Annotated in this window: 16 protein-coding genes; 3 read left to right on the top strand and 13 right to left on the bottom strand. The window is 70.8% G+C overall.

Features of this window, described 5'->3' with window-relative positions:
• Positions 1 to 2: 2 nt before the first annotated feature.
• The 4 genes from rhaS to ASF82_RS05465 form a co-directional block, all read right to left on the bottom strand.
• Complete coding sequence (rhaS, locus tag ASF82_RS05480) at positions 3 to 1,070, bottom strand: rhamnose ABC transporter substrate-binding protein (RefSeq protein WP_056054413.1); 1,068 nt, start codon at positions 1,068 to 1,070, stop codon at positions 3 to 5.
• A 105-nt stretch (positions 1,071 to 1,175) separates the two neighbouring features.
• Positions 1,176 to 2,273 carry an ABC transporter permease gene (locus ASF82_RS05475; RefSeq protein ID WP_082514341.1) on the bottom strand — a complete coding sequence of 366 codons (1,098 nt, stop codon included), beginning with the start codon at positions 2,271 to 2,273 and terminating at the stop codon, positions 1,176 to 1,178.
• Complete coding sequence (locus tag ASF82_RS05470) at positions 2,266 to 3,297, bottom strand: ABC transporter permease (protein WP_056054411.1); 1,032 nt, start codon at positions 3,295 to 3,297, stop codon at positions 2,266 to 2,268. The genes ASF82_RS05475 and ASF82_RS05470 overlap by 8 nt, the downstream gene beginning before the upstream one ends.
• Positions 3,294 to 4,907 (bottom strand): sugar ABC transporter ATP-binding protein, encoded by a 1,614-nt coding sequence (locus tag ASF82_RS05465; protein WP_082514340.1) that lies wholly within the window; start codon positions 4,905 to 4,907, stop codon positions 3,294 to 3,296. The genes ASF82_RS05470 and ASF82_RS05465 overlap by 4 nt, the downstream gene beginning before the upstream one ends.
• A gap of 225 nt (positions 4,908 to 5,132) precedes the next feature.
• Here ASF82_RS05465 and ASF82_RS05460 point away from each other — a divergent pair, with 225 nt between their 5' ends.
• Positions 5,133 to 6,155 (top strand): LacI family DNA-binding transcriptional regulator, encoded by a 1,023-nt coding sequence (locus ASF82_RS05460; RefSeq protein ID WP_056054408.1) that lies wholly within the window; start codon positions 5,133 to 5,135, stop codon positions 6,153 to 6,155.
• A gap of 34 nt (positions 6,156 to 6,189) precedes the next feature.
• Here the strand turns inward: ASF82_RS05460 and ASF82_RS05455 are convergent, their stop codons facing one another.
• A complete protein-coding gene (locus tag ASF82_RS05455; RefSeq protein WP_056054405.1) occupies positions 6,190 to 6,516 on the bottom strand; it encodes a hypothetical protein in 327 nt (108 codons plus the stop codon).
• A gap of 107 nt (positions 6,517 to 6,623) precedes the next feature.
• Here ASF82_RS05455 and ASF82_RS15515 point away from each other — a divergent pair, with 107 nt between their 5' ends.
• The gene (locus ASF82_RS15515) at positions 6,624 to 6,800 is read left to right on the top strand and encodes a hypothetical protein (RefSeq protein WP_156369925.1); all 177 of its coding nucleotides are present in this window, start codon (positions 6,624 to 6,626) and stop codon (positions 6,798 to 6,800) included.
• Between the two features lie 317 nt (positions 6,801 to 7,117).
• Here the strand turns inward: ASF82_RS15515 and ASF82_RS05450 are convergent, their stop codons facing one another.
• The 4 genes from ASF82_RS05450 to ASF82_RS05435 all read right to left on the bottom strand — a co-directional run bounded on the left by ASF82_RS05450 (position 7,118) and on the right by ASF82_RS05435 (position 12,172).
• Positions 7,118 to 7,822 carry a response regulator transcription factor gene (locus ASF82_RS05450; protein ID WP_056054402.1) on the bottom strand — a complete coding sequence of 235 codons (705 nt, stop codon included), beginning with the start codon at positions 7,820 to 7,822 and terminating at the stop codon, positions 7,118 to 7,120.
• Positions 7,819 to 9,003: a sensor histidine kinase gene (locus ASF82_RS05445; RefSeq protein ID WP_056054399.1), complete on the bottom strand. Its 1,185-nt coding sequence runs from the start codon at positions 9,001 to 9,003 to the stop codon at positions 7,819 to 7,821. The genes ASF82_RS05450 and ASF82_RS05445 overlap by 4 nt, the downstream gene beginning before the upstream one ends.
• A 110-nt stretch (positions 9,004 to 9,113) precedes the next feature.
• Positions 9,114 to 11,348: an MMPL family transporter gene (locus ASF82_RS05440; RefSeq protein WP_056054396.1), complete on the bottom strand. Its 2,235-nt coding sequence runs from the start codon at positions 11,346 to 11,348 to the stop codon at positions 9,114 to 9,116.
• A 335-nt stretch (positions 11,349 to 11,683) separates the two neighbouring features.
• Positions 11,684 to 12,172 (bottom strand): helix-turn-helix domain-containing protein, encoded by a 489-nt coding sequence (locus ASF82_RS05435; protein WP_082514339.1) that lies wholly within the window; start codon positions 12,170 to 12,172, stop codon positions 11,684 to 11,686.
• Between the two features lie 119 nt (positions 12,173 to 12,291).
• On the opposite strand from ASF82_RS05435, the gene ASF82_RS05430 reads away from it, so the two are divergent.
• Positions 12,292 to 13,233, top strand: coding sequence for a hypothetical protein (locus tag ASF82_RS05430; RefSeq protein ID WP_156369924.1), 942 nt, complete (start codon positions 12,292 to 12,294; stop codon positions 13,231 to 13,233).
• Between the two features lie 49 nt (positions 13,234 to 13,282).
• Here ASF82_RS05430 and ASF82_RS05425 read toward each other — a convergent pair whose 3' ends face one another.
• The 4 genes from ASF82_RS05425 to ASF82_RS05410 all read right to left on the bottom strand — a co-directional run bounded on the left by ASF82_RS05425 (position 13,283) and on the right by ASF82_RS05410 (position 17,647).
• On the bottom strand, positions 13,283 to 14,176 hold the full coding sequence (locus tag ASF82_RS05425; protein ID WP_056055861.1) for a 3,4-dioxygenase subunit beta: 894 nt from the start codon (positions 14,174 to 14,176) through the stop codon (positions 13,283 to 13,285).
• A 117-nt stretch (positions 14,177 to 14,293) separates the two neighbouring features.
• On the bottom strand, positions 14,294 to 15,829 hold the full coding sequence (locus ASF82_RS05420) for a mannitol dehydrogenase family protein (protein WP_082514338.1): 1,536 nt from the start codon (positions 15,827 to 15,829) through the stop codon (positions 14,294 to 14,296).
• 58 nt (positions 15,830 to 15,887) lie between these two features.
• Positions 15,888 to 16,796, bottom strand: a complete 909-nt coding sequence (locus tag ASF82_RS05415) for a carbohydrate ABC transporter permease (protein ID WP_082514337.1) — start codon at positions 16,794 to 16,796, stop codon at positions 15,888 to 15,890.
• Complete coding sequence (locus ASF82_RS05410; RefSeq protein ID WP_235491209.1) at positions 16,793 to 17,647, bottom strand: carbohydrate ABC transporter permease; 855 nt, start codon at positions 17,645 to 17,647, stop codon at positions 16,793 to 16,795. The genes ASF82_RS05415 and ASF82_RS05410 overlap by 4 nt, the downstream gene beginning before the upstream one ends.
• Positions 17,648 to 17,777 lie beyond the last annotated feature (130 nt).

Raw genomic sequence — 17,777 nt, 5'->3', positions numbered from 1 at the left:
GACTAGAAGTCGTAGTCGTCGATGTTGTCGGCGTCGAACTCGGTCGGCGGGCCGACGATGATGATCCCGTCGGCGCCGACGGTGCGCTCACCGAGGTCGCCGGCGGTGAACGTGTCGCCCTCGGCGCCGGTGATGGTGCCGTCGACCAGCGCCTGGCCCGCGTAGGCCGCGACCTCGCCCAGCTGCGCCGGGTCCCAGAGGGCGAAGGCCGTCACGGTGCCGTCCTTGACGAACTCGCGCATCTCGTTGGGCAGGCCGAGCCCGGTGAGCGCGACCTTGCCCTTGTACTCCGAGGTCGAGAGGTAGCGGGCGGTGGCCGCGATGCCGACCGTGGTGGGCGAGATGATGCCCTTGAGGTCGGGGTTCGCCTGCAGCAGGCCCTGGGCCTCCTGGAACGACTTCGCGTCGTCGTCGTCGCCGTAGACGGTGGAGACGATCGAGATGCCCGCGTAGTCCGGGTTCGTCTCGACCTCCTCCTGGATGTACTTGATCCACTCGTTCTGGTTCGTGGCGTTCGCCGTGGCCGACAGGATGGCGATGTCGCCCTCCCCGCCGATCTGCTCGCTCATCTGGCGGATCTGGATGAGGGCGACGTCCTTCGCCTCGACCTGGCTGACGAACACGTCGCGGTAGTCGGGGTTCGTGTCGGAGTCGAACGCGACGATCTTCGCTCCGCCGTCGCGCGCCTCCTTCAGGGCGGGCCCGACCGCGTCGGGGTCGTTCGCGGCGATGACGATGACGTTCGTGCCCTGCTGGGTGAGCGTGTTGAGGAAGGTGACCTGTGACGAGGCGCTCGCCTCGAGCGGTCCGACCACGCTGTAGTCGTAGCCGATGTCCTTCGACGCGGCCTCGCCGCCGCCGAGGACGACGTCGGTGTACGGGTTGTTCAGCTGCTTCGGCACGAAGGCGATCGACGACGAGCCGCCGCCCGAGCCGGAGCCCGAGCCGGCGTCGTCGCCGCCGGCCGTCAGGGCGCAACCGGAGGCGACGAGCGAGACGGCGGCGACGGTCGCGGCGGCGGCGAGGCCTCGCCGGAGGGCGCGGCCGCGGGGGAAGGTGGGGAACTCCATCGTTCTGTCCTTTGCTGTGGGGTGGGGTGGTGCCGGGGTGGGGTGGTGCCGGGGCGGGGCGAGGGGGTCGGGGGGATCCGGGAGGTCAGGCGGGATCGGGGTAGGTCAGGCGGGCTCGGCGGAGCCGTCGAGGACGGCCCTCGCGGCCCGCCTCGCCCGGGCCCTCTCGCGGACGACCGCGATCAGGCTCGGGGTGACCACGCTGCCGACGAGCAGCAGCCCGGTGACGACGTTCAGCACGACGTCGCTGATGCCGCCGAGCCGCAGCGCGTAGCTGATGCTCGAGATGATCAGCACGCCGGCGACGACGCCGGGGATCGAGCCCCGGCCGCCGAAGATCGAGACGCCGCCGAGCAGCACGGCGGCGATGACGGCCAGCTCGATGCCGGTCGCGTTGTCGCTGCGGGCGCTCGAGTAGCGGAGCGTCCAGTAGATGCCGACGAGGGCCGAGACGACCCCGGTGGCGACGAACATCCAGAACTTGGCGCGGCCGACGTGCACGCCGACGAAGCTCGCGGCCTCCTTGCTGAAGCCGATCGCGGGCAGGGCCCGGCCGAACGAGCTGAGGTGCAGGAGGACCCCGAAGAAGAGGATGACGACGACGACGCCGACCATCACCGTCGGGACTCCCGTGCCGCCGATCTTCGAGGTGAAGAACGACGTGAGACCGGGAGGGAAGTTCGCCACCGCGTCGTCACCGATGACGACGAGCGCGAGACCGCGGTAGAGCGCCAGGGTGCCGATGGTGACCGCGAGGCTCGGCAGACCGACCGTCGTGACGAGCGCGCCGTTGAGCGCACCGCAGACGACGCCGATCAGCACGCAGACGACGAAGATCTCGGGGATGCCCCAGCCGGCGGCCCAGAGCACGCCCATGGTGGCGCTCGTGAGGCCCGCGGTGCTGGCGACCGAGAGGTCGATCTCGCCGGTGATGACGACGAGCGCCATCGGCATGGCGATCATGAGGATCGGGATCGCGTCGAGCAGCAGGAACCCGGTGGTCTGGACGCTGGCGAAGCGCGGCACCGTCAGGGCGCACACGAGCAGGGTCGCGAGCAGCGCCCACACCATGATCGCTCCGCGACCGGTGAGGAGGCGACGGCGGCGCAGCGCCCGTTCGGCGCGCTGCCCGGGGTCGCGGGCGGCGCCGCCCGACGGCGAGGCGGGGGCCTGGGGGGCGCGGGTGACGGTCTGGTCAGGCATTGGTGGCCTCGCTCGTGCGCAGTCGTCGGGCCTTGCGGATCGAGGCGATCCGCTCGACGAGGATGGCGGTCAGGATGAGGACGCCGACGATGGCCTGCTGCCAGAACTTGTCGACGCCGAGGGCGGTGAGGCTGCTCGTGATGGTGGTCAGCAGCACGGCACCGATGGCCGCGCCGACGACGCTGCCGGAGCCGCCGAAGATCGCGATGCCGCCGACGACGGCCGCGGCCACGATGTCGAGCTCGAGCCCGGTGCCCGTCGTCGCGCCGACCGAGTTGAACCGGCTGGCGTAGAGCACGCCCGCCAGGCCCGTCAGGGTGCCGTTGAGCACGAACGCCGTCACGACGCGCCGGCTCACCGGGATGCCGAAGAGGCGTGCCGCCTGCTCGTCGGAGCCGATGGCGTACAGGTCGCGACCGGGCCGGGTGCGGGCGAGGAAGATCGCGACCAGCACGACCACGACCACGGCGATGACCGTGATGATCGGGACGCCGAGCACCGTGTCGACCGACAGGCGGCCGAAGGCGGCGGGCCGGTCCCCCGCGAAGTACTGCTGGCCGCCAGCCCACGCGTTGTTGAGGCCGCGGTAGATGTAGAGCATGCCCAGCGTGATGACGAGCGACGGCACCCGGGCCACCGTGACCAGGAACCCGTTGACCGCGCCGAGCACCGCGCCGATCGCGAGGCCGAGGAGGAAGACGACGACGATCGGGATCTCCGGCGCGGCCGCGAACACCGTGCCGGTCGCGAACGCGACGAGGCCGAGGATCGAGCCCACCGAGAGGTCGATGTTGTTCGTGATGATCACCGCGCCGAGGCCGACGGCCATGATGACCGTGATCGTCGCGTTGAGCATGAGGTCCTTGACGCCCTGGGCCGAGACGAAGAGCGGGTTGGCGATCGTCGTGACGATCACCAGCACGACGAGGGCCGAGGCGACCGGCACCTCGCGCTGACGGAGCACCGAGGCGAGGGAGCTGCGCCCTGACGTGGCGGCGGGCGCGAGGGCGTGGGACGTGGTCATCGGGTGGCCTCTGCGGTCGGGGGCATGGACGGGGACGGGGCCGGAGGCGCGGGCTCGGCGGGCGCCCCGGTCGCGGTCGGGTCCGCCGCTCCCGACCCGGTCGCGGCGTGCATCACGCGCTCCGCCGTGGCCTCGGCGCGGTCGAGGGTCGCGGTCAGACGACCCTCGTGCATGACGAGCACCCGGTCGGCCATGCCGAGCACCTCGGGCAGCTCGGACGAGATCATCAGCACCGCGATGCCGCGGCCCGCCAGGTCGCTGATCAGCCGGTGCACCTCGCTCTTGGTGCCGACGTCGATGCCGCGGGTCGGCTCGTCCACGATCAGGAAGGTCGGGTCGGTCGCCAGCCACTTCGCCAGCACCACCTTCTGCTGGTTGCCGCCCGACAGGGTCGCGACGGGGAGCTCCTGGCTGCCGGTCTTGACCTGCAGGCGCCGCGACCACTCGGCCGCGGCCTCGCGCTCGCGGCGCGCACTCACCAGGCCGGCCCGGCTGAGCGTCCTGCGCAGGGTGAGCGTGGTGTTGCGGCTCACCGACATGTCCATCACGAGACCCTGCCTGCGGCGGTCCTCGGGCACGAAGCCGATGCCGGCCGTGATGGCGGCCAGCGGGCTCCGCCGCGCGAGGGGCTTGCCGTTCACGGTGACGCTGCCGGCGTCGTAGCGGTCGATGCCGAACAGGGCGCGGGCGACCTCCGTCCGGCCCGCCCCGACGAGCCCCGCCAGGCCGACGATCTCGCCGGCCCGCACCTCGAACGACACGTCGTGGAAGACGCCCTGCCGCGTCAGCCCCTGGACGGTCACGACGGGCTCGCCGATCCGCGCCTCCTGCTTGGGGAACAGCTGGTCGACGTCGCGGCCGACCATCGCGCGGACGACCTCGGCCGTCGTGACGTCGCCGGTGGCGTGCTCGGAGATGAAGCCGCCGTCGCGCATGACGGTGATGCGGTCGCTGAGCCCGAAGACCTCGTCGAAGCGGTGCGAGATGAACATGATGGCGCTGCCGCGGTCGCGGAGGGCCCGGGCGACGCCGAAGAGACGCTCGACCTCGACGCCGCTGAGGGCCGCCGTCGGCTCGTCCATGATCAGCACCTTGGCGTCGAGCGAGATCGCCTTGGCGATCTCGATGATCTGCTGGTCGGCGATCGAGAGCCCCTCGGCGACGCGGTCGGGGTCGATGGGGACGCCGAGGCGCTCGAACAGGGCCCGGGCGTCGGCCCGCATCCTGCCGCGGTCGATGAAGCCGAGGCGCGAGGTGGGCTGACGGCCGACGAAGATGTTCTCGGCGACGGTCAGGTCGGGGAAGAGCGTGGGCTCCTGGTAGATGACGCTGACGCCCGCCGCCTTGCTCTCCGCCGGCGTGCGGAAGACGATCGGGTGGCCGTCGAAGAGGAACTCGCCGGAGTCGGGCTGGTGCACTCCGGCGAGGATCTTCACCATCGTGGACTTGCCGGCGCCGTTCTCGCCGACGAGCGCGTTGATCTCGCCGGCCCGCAGCTGCACGCTGCCGCTGGCGAGGGCCACGACCGCTCCGAAGGTCTTGCGGGCGTGCCGCAGCTCCAGGACGGGGGCCGTCGGCGAGTAGCCGGAGGCCGGGGGGTCGATCGTCATCGATCGTTCTCCTCATCGAGAAATGAATCGTTTCAACAGCTCGTGGGGACGACAGTAGGGGCGGGCGGGTCCGACGTCAAGCACGGCGTGCCGCGGGCCGCGTCGTCGCCACGCGGGAGGCGCGGCCCGCCCCGCCCGGAGCCACCCGTCGGCCTACACTCGTCACCGTCGGCGGACGGACGTCGACCGTCGCCTGCCCGGGCGCCGACGACGGAGGGGGCCCCGGTGGAGTCGGTCAGCATCCGCGACGTCGCGACCACCGCGGGCGTGTCGGTCGGCACCGTCAGCAACGTGCTGAACCACCCCGACAAGGTCAGCCCCGCCACCGTCGAGCGCGTGCACGCCGCCATCGACGAGCTCGGCTTCGTGCGCAACGACGCGGCGCGCCAGCTGCGCGCCGGGGCCAGCCGGGCCGTCGGCCTGGTGATCCTCGACGGGGCGAACCCGTTCTTCTCCGACGTGGCCCGGGGCGCCGAGACCGCGGCGGAGCGCGCGGGCCGCGTCGTCCTGCTCGGCAACAGCGACCAGCAGGTCGAGCGCGAGGCCCACTACCTCGACCTCTTCGAGCAGCACCGCGTGCTCGGCATCCTCATCTCCCCCGTCGGCGACGTCACCGCGAGGTTGGCCCGTCTCCGTCGTCGAGGCACGCCGGCCGTGCTCGTCGACCGGCGGGCCGACCTCACCGACTTCTCCTCCGTCTCCGTCGACGACGTGCGCGGCGGCCAGCTCGCCGTCGAGCACCTCGTCTCGATCGGCCGTCGTCGCCTGGTGGTCGTCGGCGGCCCCCTCGATCTGCAGCAGGTCGCCGACCGCGTCGCGGGGGCCCGGGAGGCGGTGCGCGCCGCGGGCCCGGAGGTCACCCTCGAGGTGGTCGAGGTCCCGGGCCTCACCGTCGAGCACGGCCGGGCGGCGGCGGCGGCCCTCATGGCCCGGCCGGCGGCCGAGCGGCCGGACGGCGTCTTCGCGGCGAACGACCTCGTGGCGATGGGCGTGCTCCAGTCGCTGGTGATGCTCGGCGACCTGCGGGTGCCCGACGACGTCGCCCTCGTGGGCTACGACGACATCGACTTCGCCCAGGCCGCCGTGGTGCCCCTGACGTCGGTGCGCCAGCCCAGCGGCCTGATCGGCCAGACGGCGATGGAGATCCTGCAGGAGGAGATCGACGACCCGACGCGCGAGCCACGGCGCGTCGTCTTCGCTCCCGAGCTCGTCGTGCGGGCCAGCACCGTGGCGGGCGCCTCGGGCTGAGGCGCGCCGGGTGCTGCTCGGGGCCCGGACCTGCTCACCGTTCGAGAGGGACTGCGAGGAGGCGCGCCTCCCGTCGTGCGGGCGCGAACCACCACCCGAGGAAGCCGCCCATGAGCGTCGCCCCGGCCGCCGCCCACGCGGGTGACCCGGCGCGCCGACGGACGGCGAGCAGGAGGGCCGTGCCGACGACGAGATTCGTCAGCGACCACGCGGCGTTCTCGCGGGGCGACGAGAGGCCGACCCCCGGAGGTGTCGCGAACGGGCTGGGGAACTCCCGCCCACGGAGCGCCGCCGTTCCGTGCGGGACGGCGTTGGCGAGGAAGGCACCGGCCAGGAAGCGGGTCACCGCGACGACGATCATCGCTCGACCCTAGGCCCGGGGCTCGGGCTCTGCGCCCCGCGCCCCGGCTGGTACCGTGTCGCGCACCTCGTCGCTCGCCCCTCGACTCCCCGACCCCGGAGGCCCCCGTGCTGTTCGCGATCACCCTCCTCGTCCTCGGTCTCGTCGGCGTCGTCGGAGGCGCCCTCATCGTCGCGCGGCGGGCGGGCGGCAGCCCGGCCCCGGGCATCGTCATCATCGTGCTGGGTGCGGTGGCGGCCGCGCTGGCGGTGGCGCTGTCGACGCTCCCCGGCGTCCCGGCCTGACACCTCCCCCGCACCGCAGCCGCCGCCCTACCGGCGACGGTGCCGTCCGACGAGACTCCCGAGGAGGGCCAGCCCGCAGACGGTCGGCAGGAACCAGAGGCACGCCGCGGGCCCCACGGCTCCCCCGACGGCCAGGCCGGCGGTCCCCACGGCGAGGAGGGAGGAGCCGACCACGACGCGCCACCGGTGAGGGTGCGACAGCCGGGGCGTGGTCGGCAGTGGCCTGGACTCGCGCCGAGCGCCCTCCGTCGGAGTGCTCGGGAACTCGGCGCCCAGGAACCGAGTGCTCGTGACCAGACGAACACGGGGTCTCGTCGCTACGGGACGAGCCCACCCTGGTACGCGAAGGCGACGAGTTGAGCCCGGTCGCGGGCCTGCACCTTGGTCATGGCGCGAGACACGTGGGTCTTGACCGTGAAGGGCGAGACGAACATCTCGGCCGCGATCGTGGCGTTGTCCTTGCCTGCCGCAGCGGCGACGACCACATCCCGCTCGCGGGGTGTCAACCGATCGAAGAGCGCCGCAACTCCTGCGTCGACAACAGGGGGCGTCGCTTCGGAGACCTGCCTGATGAGAGCTGCAGTGGCCCGCGCCGACAGGACTCCCCCGCCCCGTGCCACGTCGACGATGCCCGCGACGAGCTCGGTCGGCCCGACGCCCTTGCTGAGGAACCCGTCCGCACCGGCCCGCAACGCCTCGAGCACCGTCGCGTCGTCGTCGAAGGTGGTGAGGACGATGATCGACGGCCGACCCGGGGAGCCCTCCGAGCCCGCGGCACGGATGCGCCTCGTGGCCTCGACCCCGTCGATGCCCGGCATCCGGACGTCCATCAAGACGACGTCGACCGTCTCCGTCCGCACTCGTTCCACGGCGAGGAGGCCGTCGGCCACGTCACCGACCACCGTCACGTCGTCGCTCGCCTCGAGGATGCCGCGCAGTCCGAGCCGGATCATCAGCTGGTCATCGACGATCAGCACCCGGACCGGGCCGGGACGTCCGTCGACCCTGGCGTCGTCGTTCATGAGTCGCTCCTCTGGTCCATGGTCACAGTCGCCACCACGCGGAAGACATCGGGCGTGCGGGACACGACGACGTCGCCTCCTGCGCTCCGTGCCCGTTCCGTCATCCCCACGAGACCCAGGCCTCGTCGATCGGCCGGCCGGTCCGGTCCTGGCTCGTGGACCGGGTTCGACACGACGATCGTGATCGCCCCGACGCCCGCCGTGACCGACAGGTCGACCGGACCGTCGCCGTGCTTCAGCGCGTTGGTGAGGCCTTCCTGCACGATGCGGTAGACCGCGGTGTCCACGGTGACGTCAAGGTGACGCGGCAGCTCGCCGAGCTGCACGCGGACGTCGAGCCCTGACCCAGAGAACGAGTCGAGCAGGGCGGGAAGCGCCGCGACGCCGGCCGCCGGCCGCCGGTCGTCGTCTGCCGAGGGACCGGAGGCGCGCAGCAACGTCAGGATCTCCTGCATCTCCCGCAGCACCGACTGCACCCCCACCCGTGCGTCCGCGAGTGCGCGGCGTGACGCGTCCGCCCCGTCGGGCAGCCCCACCTCGGCGAGCCCGAGGTGCATGCTCACGACGGCGACCTCGTGCCCCACGACGTCGTGCAGGTCGCGTGCGATGCGAACGCGCTCCTCAGCCACTCGACGTTCGGCCTCGACCTCGCGGGTCAGGACAGCCTGACGCGTCTGCTCCTCGAGCGACCGCCACCAGCGGTGTTGGCTGAGCACGGCGCTGCCGGCCGCGGCCCCGGCGATCGAGGTCATCGCCGCGAGCGTCACCTCGGGCCGGCCGAGCTCGAACGACGCGACCAGCGCCTCCGACAAGGCTGTGACTGCCGCGGTGAGCAGGCCGGCCACGAGGGGGGAAGCGCCCCGCACGGTGACCGAGAAGACCGTGAAGACGCCGATGGTCCAGAGCGTGATGGGCTCCCAGCCGGACACGGCGGCGACGACCGCGGCGGCGAGCACCACCGCGAGTCCCGCCCACGCGCGGCGGCGGGCGACGAGGACACCCGCCAGCACGACGACCAGGGCGACCCAGCCACCCGCGGGAGCAGGTGCAGCGTCGCCGAGGAGGTGGATCACCTCGCCGACCACCGCGGCCAGCGATACGACGAAGGCGCCGCGGTCGAGCACGGCAGGCCGTCGGAACCAGGCCTCCGGCTGGAGGTACTGCGGGGCGGTGTCGGTCACGGTGTCATCCTCTCGCTTCGGCGGTGCAGGTCGGATCGCACACGGCGGCGGACCGGGCACGACCGCTGTTCGGTCGTCCCGGCCCACAGCCGTCTCACACGGTCACGGGGTCACGCCCGCACGAGCTCGGGGTCGTGCTCGTCGGACGACGTGGCGTCGCGAGAGGCCTCGTCCTGTGCGTCGAGCGCGTGGCCCTCGATGTCGAGGCGGGGCAGGAGGCGGTCGAGCCAGGCCGGAGTCCACCAGGCGGCCTTCCCCAGCAGCGCGAGCGCCGCCGGCATCAGCACGAGCCGGACGAGGAACACGTCCGCGAGCACGCCGACGACGAGGCCGAAGGCGATGGAGGCGGCGACCGCCATCGTGCTGGACGCGAACCCTGCGAAGACCACGGCCATGATGCTGCCCGCCGCCACGAGCACGGGAGCCGACCGGGTGAACCCGGCGACCACCGCCTCCTTCGGGCTCATGCCCTTCGAGTGCATCTCCTGGATGCGCGAGACGAGGAACACCTGGTAGTCCATCGCGAGGCCGAACAGCACCCCGACCAGGAGGATCGGCAGGAGGCTCAGCATCGGGTCGCCCTGCGGCGCGGGGATGAGCGCGTCGAGCCAGCCCCACTGGAAGACCGCGACGCTGCCGCCGAAGGACGCGAGCAGCGACAGGAGGTAGCCGAGGGTCGCGATGACGGGGATGACGAGCGATCGGAAGAGGACCGTCAGGAGCACGAGCGACAGGACGGCGATCAGGATCATGTACTTGATGAGGGCCTGGTTCAGGGCGGCGTCCTCGTCGATGTAGATCGCGGCCTCGCCGGTGACCTCGAGGGTCACGCCCGAGACGGAGGCGTCGTCGCGGACGGCCGAGACGAGGTCGATCGTGCGGTCGTCGATCGGGCTGCCGGTGGGCACGACGCTGTACATCACGGCATCGCCGTCGTCGGAGACGAGGCCGGGCGAGACCGACTGCACGCCGTCGAGACGGGACAGCTCGGTGGACACCGCCTCGGAGCGGTCGCCGGCGTCGGTGCCCTCGGCGAGGACGACGAGGGGGCTCTGCACGCCGCCGAACTCGTCGAGTACGAGCGTGTAGGCGGCACGCTCGGTCGACTCGGGGTCGGTGCCGCCGGGGACGTTGAAGGCGGTCTTCATGCTGAGGGTCGGCAGGGCGACGATCACGAGGACGGCGACGCCGGCGACCATCGCGAGCACAGGATGTGCGACGACGGTGCGGGCCCAGCCGGCGAGGAAGCCCCGACGTGCAGATGTATCCGCTGCGCGCGCGGTCTCGCGGACATGAAGTTCGCGCCGCGGCAACACCCGGCGTCCGAGGGTGCGCATGAGCACGGGGAGGAGCGTCAGGGCGATGAGCACGGCGATGGCGACGGCCGCGGCGGCAGCGACGCCCATCTCGCTGATGTCGCGCATCCCGACGACGAGCAGCCCGACGAGGGCGACGATGACGGTGAGGCCGGCGAAGACGACGGCGGTGCCGGCGGTGCCGACCGATCTCGCGACGGCGTCCTCGACGCCCCGTCCCTCGCGGAGCTCGGCGCGGAACCGGCTGAGGATGAAGAGGCTGTAGTCGATGCCGACCGCCAGCCCGAGCATGGCGGCGAGGATCAGCGTGTTGTCACCCATCGGGAAGAAGGCGCCGTAGGTCAGGATGCCGACCACGCCCACGCCGACCCCGAAGGCGGCGACGAGGAGGTTGGCGCCGGCCGCGAGCAGCGAGCCGAAGGTGAGCACGAGCACGAGCAGGGCGGCGATCACGCCGATGCCCTCGCCGATGCCTGCCTCGGGGGCCTGCGTCTCGAGCAGGTCGCCGCCGAGTTCGACCCGGAGGCCGCTCGGGGCGGACCGCTGCAGGTCGAGGGCCGCGTCGTACTTCCCGGTCTTGTCGGCAGTGTCGCCGAGGTCGGAGTACGACAGGGTCGCGACGGCCGTGCGGCCGTCCTCGGAGACGAACGGCGCCGCCGGGTCGAGCGGGTCGGACACGGAGGTGACACCCGGCAGGTCCGTCGCGACGGCGAGGACGTCCCCGATGGCGACCGAGTTCGCGGCGTCCGAGACGGTCGTACCCGACGGCACTTGGAAGACCAGCTGCAGCGTGTCCGCAGCCGCGTCGGTCTCGGTGTCGGTCGCGGGGAACTCGTCGTGCAGCCGGTCGAGGGTCTGCGCGGCCGCCGTGGACGACGACGCGGACCGCTCGGCCTCGGCCGGTGCGTCGCGCTGGGAGCCGATCGCGAAGGCGCCTACGAGGGAGGCGAAGACGACCAGCCACACGCCGGCGACGAGCAGCCGGTGCCGGGCGCTGAAGCGTCCGATCCGGGAGAGGAACAGGGACATGGCGGACTCCTTGACGAGAGGGCTGTGGGGACCGCGGCAGGGACGCCTCGGGATGTCCCCATGCTTCCGCGGACGACCCCCGGTGCCGTCGTCCCTCCGGACCGATGTGCCTACTCCCCCGGGAGTAGGCCGGCACCACGAACGCATTCACCGATCAGCGAGTCATGCGCTGCCGCTCACGACCTTCCGCTGTGGTCCTGGCCGAACTCGACGACATTCTCCGCTTCGGGGAGGTGATGGCGCTCATGCTCGACGAGAGCCTCCTCAGGCTGCGTCGCTGATACAGGTCAGACCACCGTTCTGCCGTCGACGGCACCGGCGAGGCCGGCGAGACCTCACAGGTTCACGTCGAGCCGCCCCGGCGCTTCTGTCTCCGAGGCAGTGGACAGGCTTCCTGGCACTAGTCCCCGCCCGCATGCCCGGCAGTGCAGTTCTGCCACGAATTCATGACCGCAGTCGTCATGGAAGATCTCCAGGCGTTGCATGTCCGGGTCGCCGTAGAGGTCGCCCCATTTCTTCAGGACGAGGATCACCTGAGCCAGATCGCGCCCCTTCGAGGTGAGTTCGTAGCCCGCCGGGCGACCCTCGCCAGGGACGGCCCGCACGACGCCCGCGTCGGTCAGCGACCGCAACCGGGCGGCGAGTACGTCGCGGGGTGAGCCCACGGCCCGGAGGATCGCCGTGTAGCGAGCCGCACCGAAGGCGAGCGCCCGGACGATGTGCAATGACCAGCGGTCGTCCACAGCTGCCAGGGCGAACGTCAATGAATCACCAAGCGGTTTGCTTTTCAAACTGCTTGGCTTAGAGTCGTCGAGGTTTGACATTCAAACCACACTAGTGGAGGAGCCCACTCATGTCGGCTGACACATCCGCCCCCATCGAGAGACCCACGGCGCGGGAGATGCCGGGGCAGACCACGAAGCACGCGGCGTGGATCTCAGTCGTGGTCACCGGACTCGTCATCGGCACCGTGTTCATCAGCTTGTTCGTCGGGCTGCAACGTGCCCCCGTGCCGTCACACCTGCCCCTCGCCGTCACCGGAACGACTCTCGCGGCTGCCGCACGCGATGCGCTCGGTGACAGAGCGGACGTGTCCGCGGTCGACAGCGAAGCCGAGGGGCTGGCCTCAGTTCGGCGCGGCGACACTGTGGCCTCGCTGAGCGTCTCCGACGGATCACTCCACGTCGCGTACGCCGGCGCTCGAGGCCTCAGCGAGAGCTCGGCTGCTCGAGCTCTCGCGACAGGGCTCGCCGAGTCGTCGGGCCTGGAAGTCAGCGAAGATGACGTCGTGCCGCTCAGTCCGTTCGACAGCAAGGGCCTCGTGTCGTTCTACGTGATCTTCGGAGTCGCATTGGCTTCCTTCATCCTCGGCCAGGGACTCACCGGAGCGGCTGGCCGTGTCCGCCTGCGGCACCGCCTGCTCGTCACGGCAGCCTTCGCCGTCGTCATCGGCAGCGTCGCTGCGACGGTCGTCGGCACGATGTACGACGCCCTGCCAGCCCCGTGGCCTCTCCTCGCGGTGACTCTCGTACTGCTGTCCGCCGCGTGTGCGCTGACGACCGAAGCCCTCGGGGCTTGGCTCGGAGCCGCGGGCATCGGCATCGCCGTCTTGCTCCTCACGACCACCGGCAACGCGCTCAGCAGCGCCACCATCGGCCAAGATCTGCTGCCCTCGTGGGCTCAGTTCTTGTCTCCCGCCCTTCCGGCGGGAGCTGCCGTTCGAGCCGTCACGGACTTCGGGTACTTCTCCCCGTCCGACGCGCTGACGTCCCTCCTCGTCCTCGTCGGCTGGGCCGCCGTCGGGCTCGCGCTCATCACCGTCAAGGCCTCTCGAACTCGCCGTCGCGCTGTTGCACACACCCCGGCACACGTCGCTGGGTCGTGACACCCCCGGATGCGGAGGGCTGCGGGGGTCCTGACGTTCGCACGCAGTGTCAGCGTGCGCCGAGACGCACCTCGAGTGCCGCGCTCAACCCGCCTCCGGGGCTGCCGGTGACGTTCGCCGTCTGAAGAGCTGCAGAGTCTTCGCCGAAGACGATGTCGGTCGCGAGGGAGAGCTGGTCCAGGTTCTCGAGAGATCCCTCGTAGGAGGCCTGCCCGTAGACCTCTCGGCTGATGCTCTCGGGCAGCGCGAGCTGGGACGTCAGGACGGGGTCTTGTGACCCTGTCACCGACTCGAGTCGGGGGTAGACCTCGAAGTGGACGTGCGGCCAGCGGCCGGGGTAACAACCGGGGAACACCGAGGTGAAGGTGGCCGTGCCCGAGGAGTCGACCTGTTGGACGCCGCGAAGGTACGTCTCGGTCTCGAGGCCGGGCGAGTACATCGAGTAGCCCCCTCGGGAATCGCACTGCCACACGTAGACCGCCGCATCACTGACGGGAAGGCCGCCGTTGCCCGCGTCGGTGATGGTCAGCGCGATGACGAGGGGCACTCCAGCTACTGCGCGTCCACCTCCGATGCTGGAGGTGATGTCCTGCCGGACGATCCCGGAACGATCGAGGACGTCGATGCCGTTCGACCCGTCGCCCGGGAAGGGCCCCGCGATCTCTTCCGGAGTGTCCAGCATGCTGGAGCCTCCGATGGGCGGCTGTGACGACGATGGCGAGCCCTGTGCTGTACAGGCTGCGAGGGCGAATGCGCCGGCGCCGAGGCCCAGGAGCTTGATGGCGCGACGCCGGTTGATCACGGTGGTGACGTCGAAGGCGGCCCCCTGATCGACGACCTCGTCGTGAGGCCGCGCCAATGGACGTCCTTCGAACGTCTGCCCTCGTGACGTGGGCTCGGGCTGGGGGATGAGCCCCGCGGGCTCACCGGCAGGCTTCGTCATGTGGCCCACGGTACGGCGCGGACCTCAGCGGCAACCAGGCCCTGTCGCGACCACCCTCGCGTCTGGTGACCTGGAGGGCGAGGTGCAGCTGCGCCTCGGGAATCATCGTGGACTCGGTCACTGCAAGCGTGTCACGGTCGAGTGCGCCCCGTCCTCGAAGAGGCCGGTGAGCGCCTCGACGTAGGGCTCAGTGAAGCGGGGTTCGTCGACGAGGTCGCCGAAGAGCTCGCGATCACGGAGGAAGGCGAGCCTGTCAGCGCGCTGGCTCAGGGCTGTGGTCGTCAGCCGGTCGGCCAGTCGGTCAACGACCGTGATGGGTTCGCCGTGCTCGTCGGTGCCCTCGGCGTAGCGGGCCCAGCTCGCGACGATCGCGGCCGACCGAGCCACGTCACCTCCCGACGCGATGTTCTCGCGCACGACCGGCAGCAGCCATCTGGGGATGCGGTCGCTCGACTCGGCGCAGAGCCGGGCGAGGGTGTCCCGTACCTCGGGGTTGCGGAAGCGCTCGATCAGTGTCGACTTGTAGCCGTCGAGGTCGATGCCGGGAACGGGCGGGAGCGTGGGCGTGGCCTCGCGGTCCATGTAGCTGCGGAGGAAGGTCGCGATCGCGGGGTCGGCGGTCGCCTCGTGGGCGTAGCGGTAGCCCGCCAGGTAGCCGAAGTAGCACAGGCCCTGGTGGCTGGCGTTGAGCAGCCGCAGCTTCATGAGCTCGTACGGTTCGACGTCGTCCACCAGTTGCACGTCGACGTGCTCGTACGGCGGCCTCCCGAGGGGGAAGTCGTCCTCGAGCACCCACTGGAAGAACGGCTCGGCCACCACTGGCCACGCATCATCGACGCCCAGCACGTCGCGCACCTCGGCCAGGTCGTCGTCGCTCGTGACCGGGGTGATCCGGTCGACCATGCAGTTCGGGAACGAGACGGACTCGCGCATCCAGGCGCCGAGGTCCGGGTCGACGAGGTCGGCGTAGGCCGAGAACATCTTCTTCGCCACGTGTCCGTTGCCGGGGATGTTGTCGCACGACATGACGGTGAACGGCTCCATGCCCCGCTCGCGGCGACGCTGCAGGGCCGCCGCGACGAGACCGAACGTCGTGTGCGGCAGTCCGCCTGAGACGACCGTCTCGACGTCGGCGCGGACGACCGGGGTCGACTCATCGAAGTCGCCCGTCACGTGGTGGAAGTTGTAGCCGCCCTCGGTCACGGTCAGCGAGACGATCCGGGTCTCGGGCGACGCCATCTTCTCGATGACCCCCTCGGGGTCGTCGACGGCCAGCAGGTACTCGACGATGCTGCCGACGACGCGGGCTTCACGTCGGCCGTCCGGGTGCTTGAGGACGAGCGTGTAGAGGCCGCCCTGGGCGTCCATCACCTCTTTCATGCGACGGTCCTGCTCGAGCACACCGACGCCGCAGATCGCGAAGTCGCGCGCTTCGCCCGCCGCGAGGAGGCGGTCGATCACCATCGCCTGGTGGGCCCGGTGGAACCCGCCCACGCCGAAGTGCACGATGCCGGCCGTGAGCCCCTCCCGGTCGTAGGTCGGCACCGAGACACCACGCGCCGCGAGGGCGGCGAGGGTGTCCGGCCGGAGGGGCAGGGGCTCACGTGCGGCGTGGGAGCCGGGAACAGGGCTCTCGTGGTTGTCGTTCGTCATGATCTCTCCGTGAGACGGGGGTGCAGGTGGAGGCGCGGAGCGGGCTGGCGTGGACGAGCTACTTCACGGCGCCGAGGCTGAGGCCCTGCACGAGCTTGTCCTGTGCCGCGAAGCCGGCGACCAACACCGGGAACGACACAGCGACGGCGGCTGCGCAGACCTTCGCGAGGAACAGGCCCTGACTGGTGACGAAGCTGGTGAGGAACACCGGCGCCGTGAACGCCTGGGTGCTGGTGAGCACGGAGGCGAACAGCAGCTCGTTCCAGCTGAAGATGAAGCAGATCAATGCTGTCGCCGCGAGGCCCGGTCCGGAGATCGGGATGATGACACGGCGGAAGATCGACAGGAGGTTCGCGCCGTCGAGCGCAGCGGCCTCGAGGATCTCAACGGGGATCTCTGAGAGGAACGACCGCATCATCCACACCGCGATGGGGAGGTTCATCGACGTGTAGAGCACGATCAGCAGCCCGATCGAGTCCAGGGCGCCGATGCGGGAGGCGATGAGGTAGATCGGGAGCAGCCCGGCGACCATCGGCAGCATCTTCGTCGAGAGGAAGAAGAACATGACGTCCGACCACTTCTCCACGGGACGGATCGACAGGGCGTACGCGGCGGGCAGTGCCAGCACGAGCACGAGCAGGGTCGAGATGATCGACGCGGAGGCGCTGTTGATCAGCGGCGGCCAGGGGCCGGCACCCGAGTTCGCGCCGAAGAAGTTCGCGTAGCCATCGAGGGTGAGAGGCGCGAAGAGCGAGGGCGGGTTCGTGGCCGCGTCGGTCTCGGAGTGGAAGCTCGTCAGCACCATCCAGGCCACCGGGGCGAAGAAGGCCAAGCCGACGATCCAGGCTGCGAGGCCCGCCAAGCCCCCGCGGGCCCGGCTTCCGAGCGTGCGTCCCGCCGTGGCTCCCGGGGCCGATGAGGCTCGGACCGAACGGGCAGCGCGGCGTGGGGTGGTGAGGGTGGTCATCGGTTCTCCTCCTTGAGAAGCGTGGACACGGTGCGGAGCGCGAAGTTGGCGATGATGAGCGAGCCGATGACGACGATGACGCCTGCCGCGGATGCTGCGCCGTAGTCGTGCGCCTGGAAGAACTGTTGGTAGATCGTGTACGGCAGGTTCGCGGTGCCGAGCCCGCCGGCGGTGATCGTGAAGACGGCGTCGAAGTTCTGGACGATGTAGATCGACCCGAGCAGCGCTGCCAGCTCCAGGTAGCGCTGCATGTGGGGAAGCGTCATGTAGCGGAAGATCTGCCAGGCGCTGGCGCCGTCGACGCGTGCAGCCTCGAGCACGTCGAGGGGTCTGCTCTGAAGGCCTGCGAGCAAGATCAGCATCATGAACGGAGTCCACTGCCAGATCAGTGCCGCCTCGACCGCGATCAGCGGGTTGTTCGTGATCCAGTCGGGCTGCGGCGCGGTGGCGCCGGAGAGGCCGAAGAACCAGGTGAGCGCGCCGTTGAACAGGCCGTACTCGGGGTTGTAGAGCGCGTGCTTCCAGACCAGTGCCGCAGCGACGGGCACCACGAGGAACGGCGCGATCATGATCGTGCGCACGACCCCGCGACCGAGGAACTTCCGGTCGAGCAGGAGCGCGATCAGGAGCCCGAATATGAGGCTGACGAGAACAACGGCCACGGTCAGGACGATGGTGGTGACGACGGAGGCGCGCATGGTCGCGTCGGTGAAGACGTTGACGTAGTTGTCGAACCAGCCGAAGGCGATGTCGTTCGGGTAGAGCGAGTTCCAGTTGATGAACGACACCACGATGGTGATGACGAACGGCACCTGGGTGACTGCGATGACGAAGATCAAGGCAGGGAGCAGCGGTGCGCGACGTGCCCAGGCGCCGGCCTTGGCGAGTCGGGCTGCGTCTCGGCGCGGCTGCCGGAAGCGGGGCGCCGTGGGGCGCGGTTCCGCCGGGGTCGGCGTACGGCCGACGGATGGGGCGTGTGTC

This window comes from Frigoribacterium sp. Leaf164, assembly GCF_001423665.1.
In the GTDB taxonomy this organism is placed as follows: Bacteria; Actinomycetota; Actinomycetes; order Actinomycetales; family Microbacteriaceae; genus Frigoribacterium; species Frigoribacterium endophyticum.
This window is presented reverse-complemented; position numbering and strand designations above follow the sequence as displayed.

Bases quoted from the DNA above. Each gene is read 5' to 3' on its own strand.
- rhaS (WP_056054413.1), bottom strand. From the start codon at position 1,070: ATGGAGTTCCCCACCTTCCCCCGCGGCCGCGCCCTCCGGCGAGGCCTC.
- ASF82_RS05475 (WP_082514341.1), bottom strand. From the start codon at position 2,273: ATGCCTGACCAGACCGTCACCCGCGCCCCCCAGGCCCCCGCCTCGCCG.
- ASF82_RS05470 (WP_056054411.1), bottom strand. From the start codon at position 3,297: ATGACCACGTCCCACGCCCTCGCGCCCGCCGCCACGTCAGGGCGCAGC.
- ASF82_RS05465 (WP_082514340.1), bottom strand. From the start codon at position 4,907: ATGACGATCGACCCCCCGGCCTCCGGCTACTCGCCGACGGCCCCCGTC.
- ASF82_RS05455 (WP_056054405.1), bottom strand. From the start codon at position 6,516: ATGATCGTCGTCGCGGTGACCCGCTTCCTGGCCGGTGCCTTCCTCGCC.
- ASF82_RS05450 (WP_056054402.1), bottom strand. From the start codon at position 7,822: ATGAACGACGACGCCAGGGTCGACGGACGTCCCGGCCCGGTCCGGGTG.
- ASF82_RS05440 (WP_056054396.1), bottom strand. From the start codon at position 11,348: ATGTCCCTGTTCCTCTCCCGGATCGGACGCTTCAGCGCCCGGCACCGG.
- ASF82_RS05435 (WP_082514339.1), bottom strand. From the start codon at position 12,172: ATGTCAAACCTCGACGACTCTAAGCCAAGCAGTTTGAAAAGCAAACCG.
- ASF82_RS05425 (WP_056055861.1), bottom strand. From the start codon at position 14,176: ATGACGAAGCCTGCCGGTGAGCCCGCGGGGCTCATCCCCCAGCCCGAG.
- ASF82_RS05420 (WP_082514338.1), bottom strand. From the start codon at position 15,829: ATGACGAACGACAACCACGAGAGCCCTGTTCCCGGCTCCCACGCCGCA.
- ASF82_RS05415 (WP_082514337.1), bottom strand. From the start codon at position 16,796: ATGACCACCCTCACCACCCCACGCCGCGCTGCCCGTTCGGTCCGAGCC.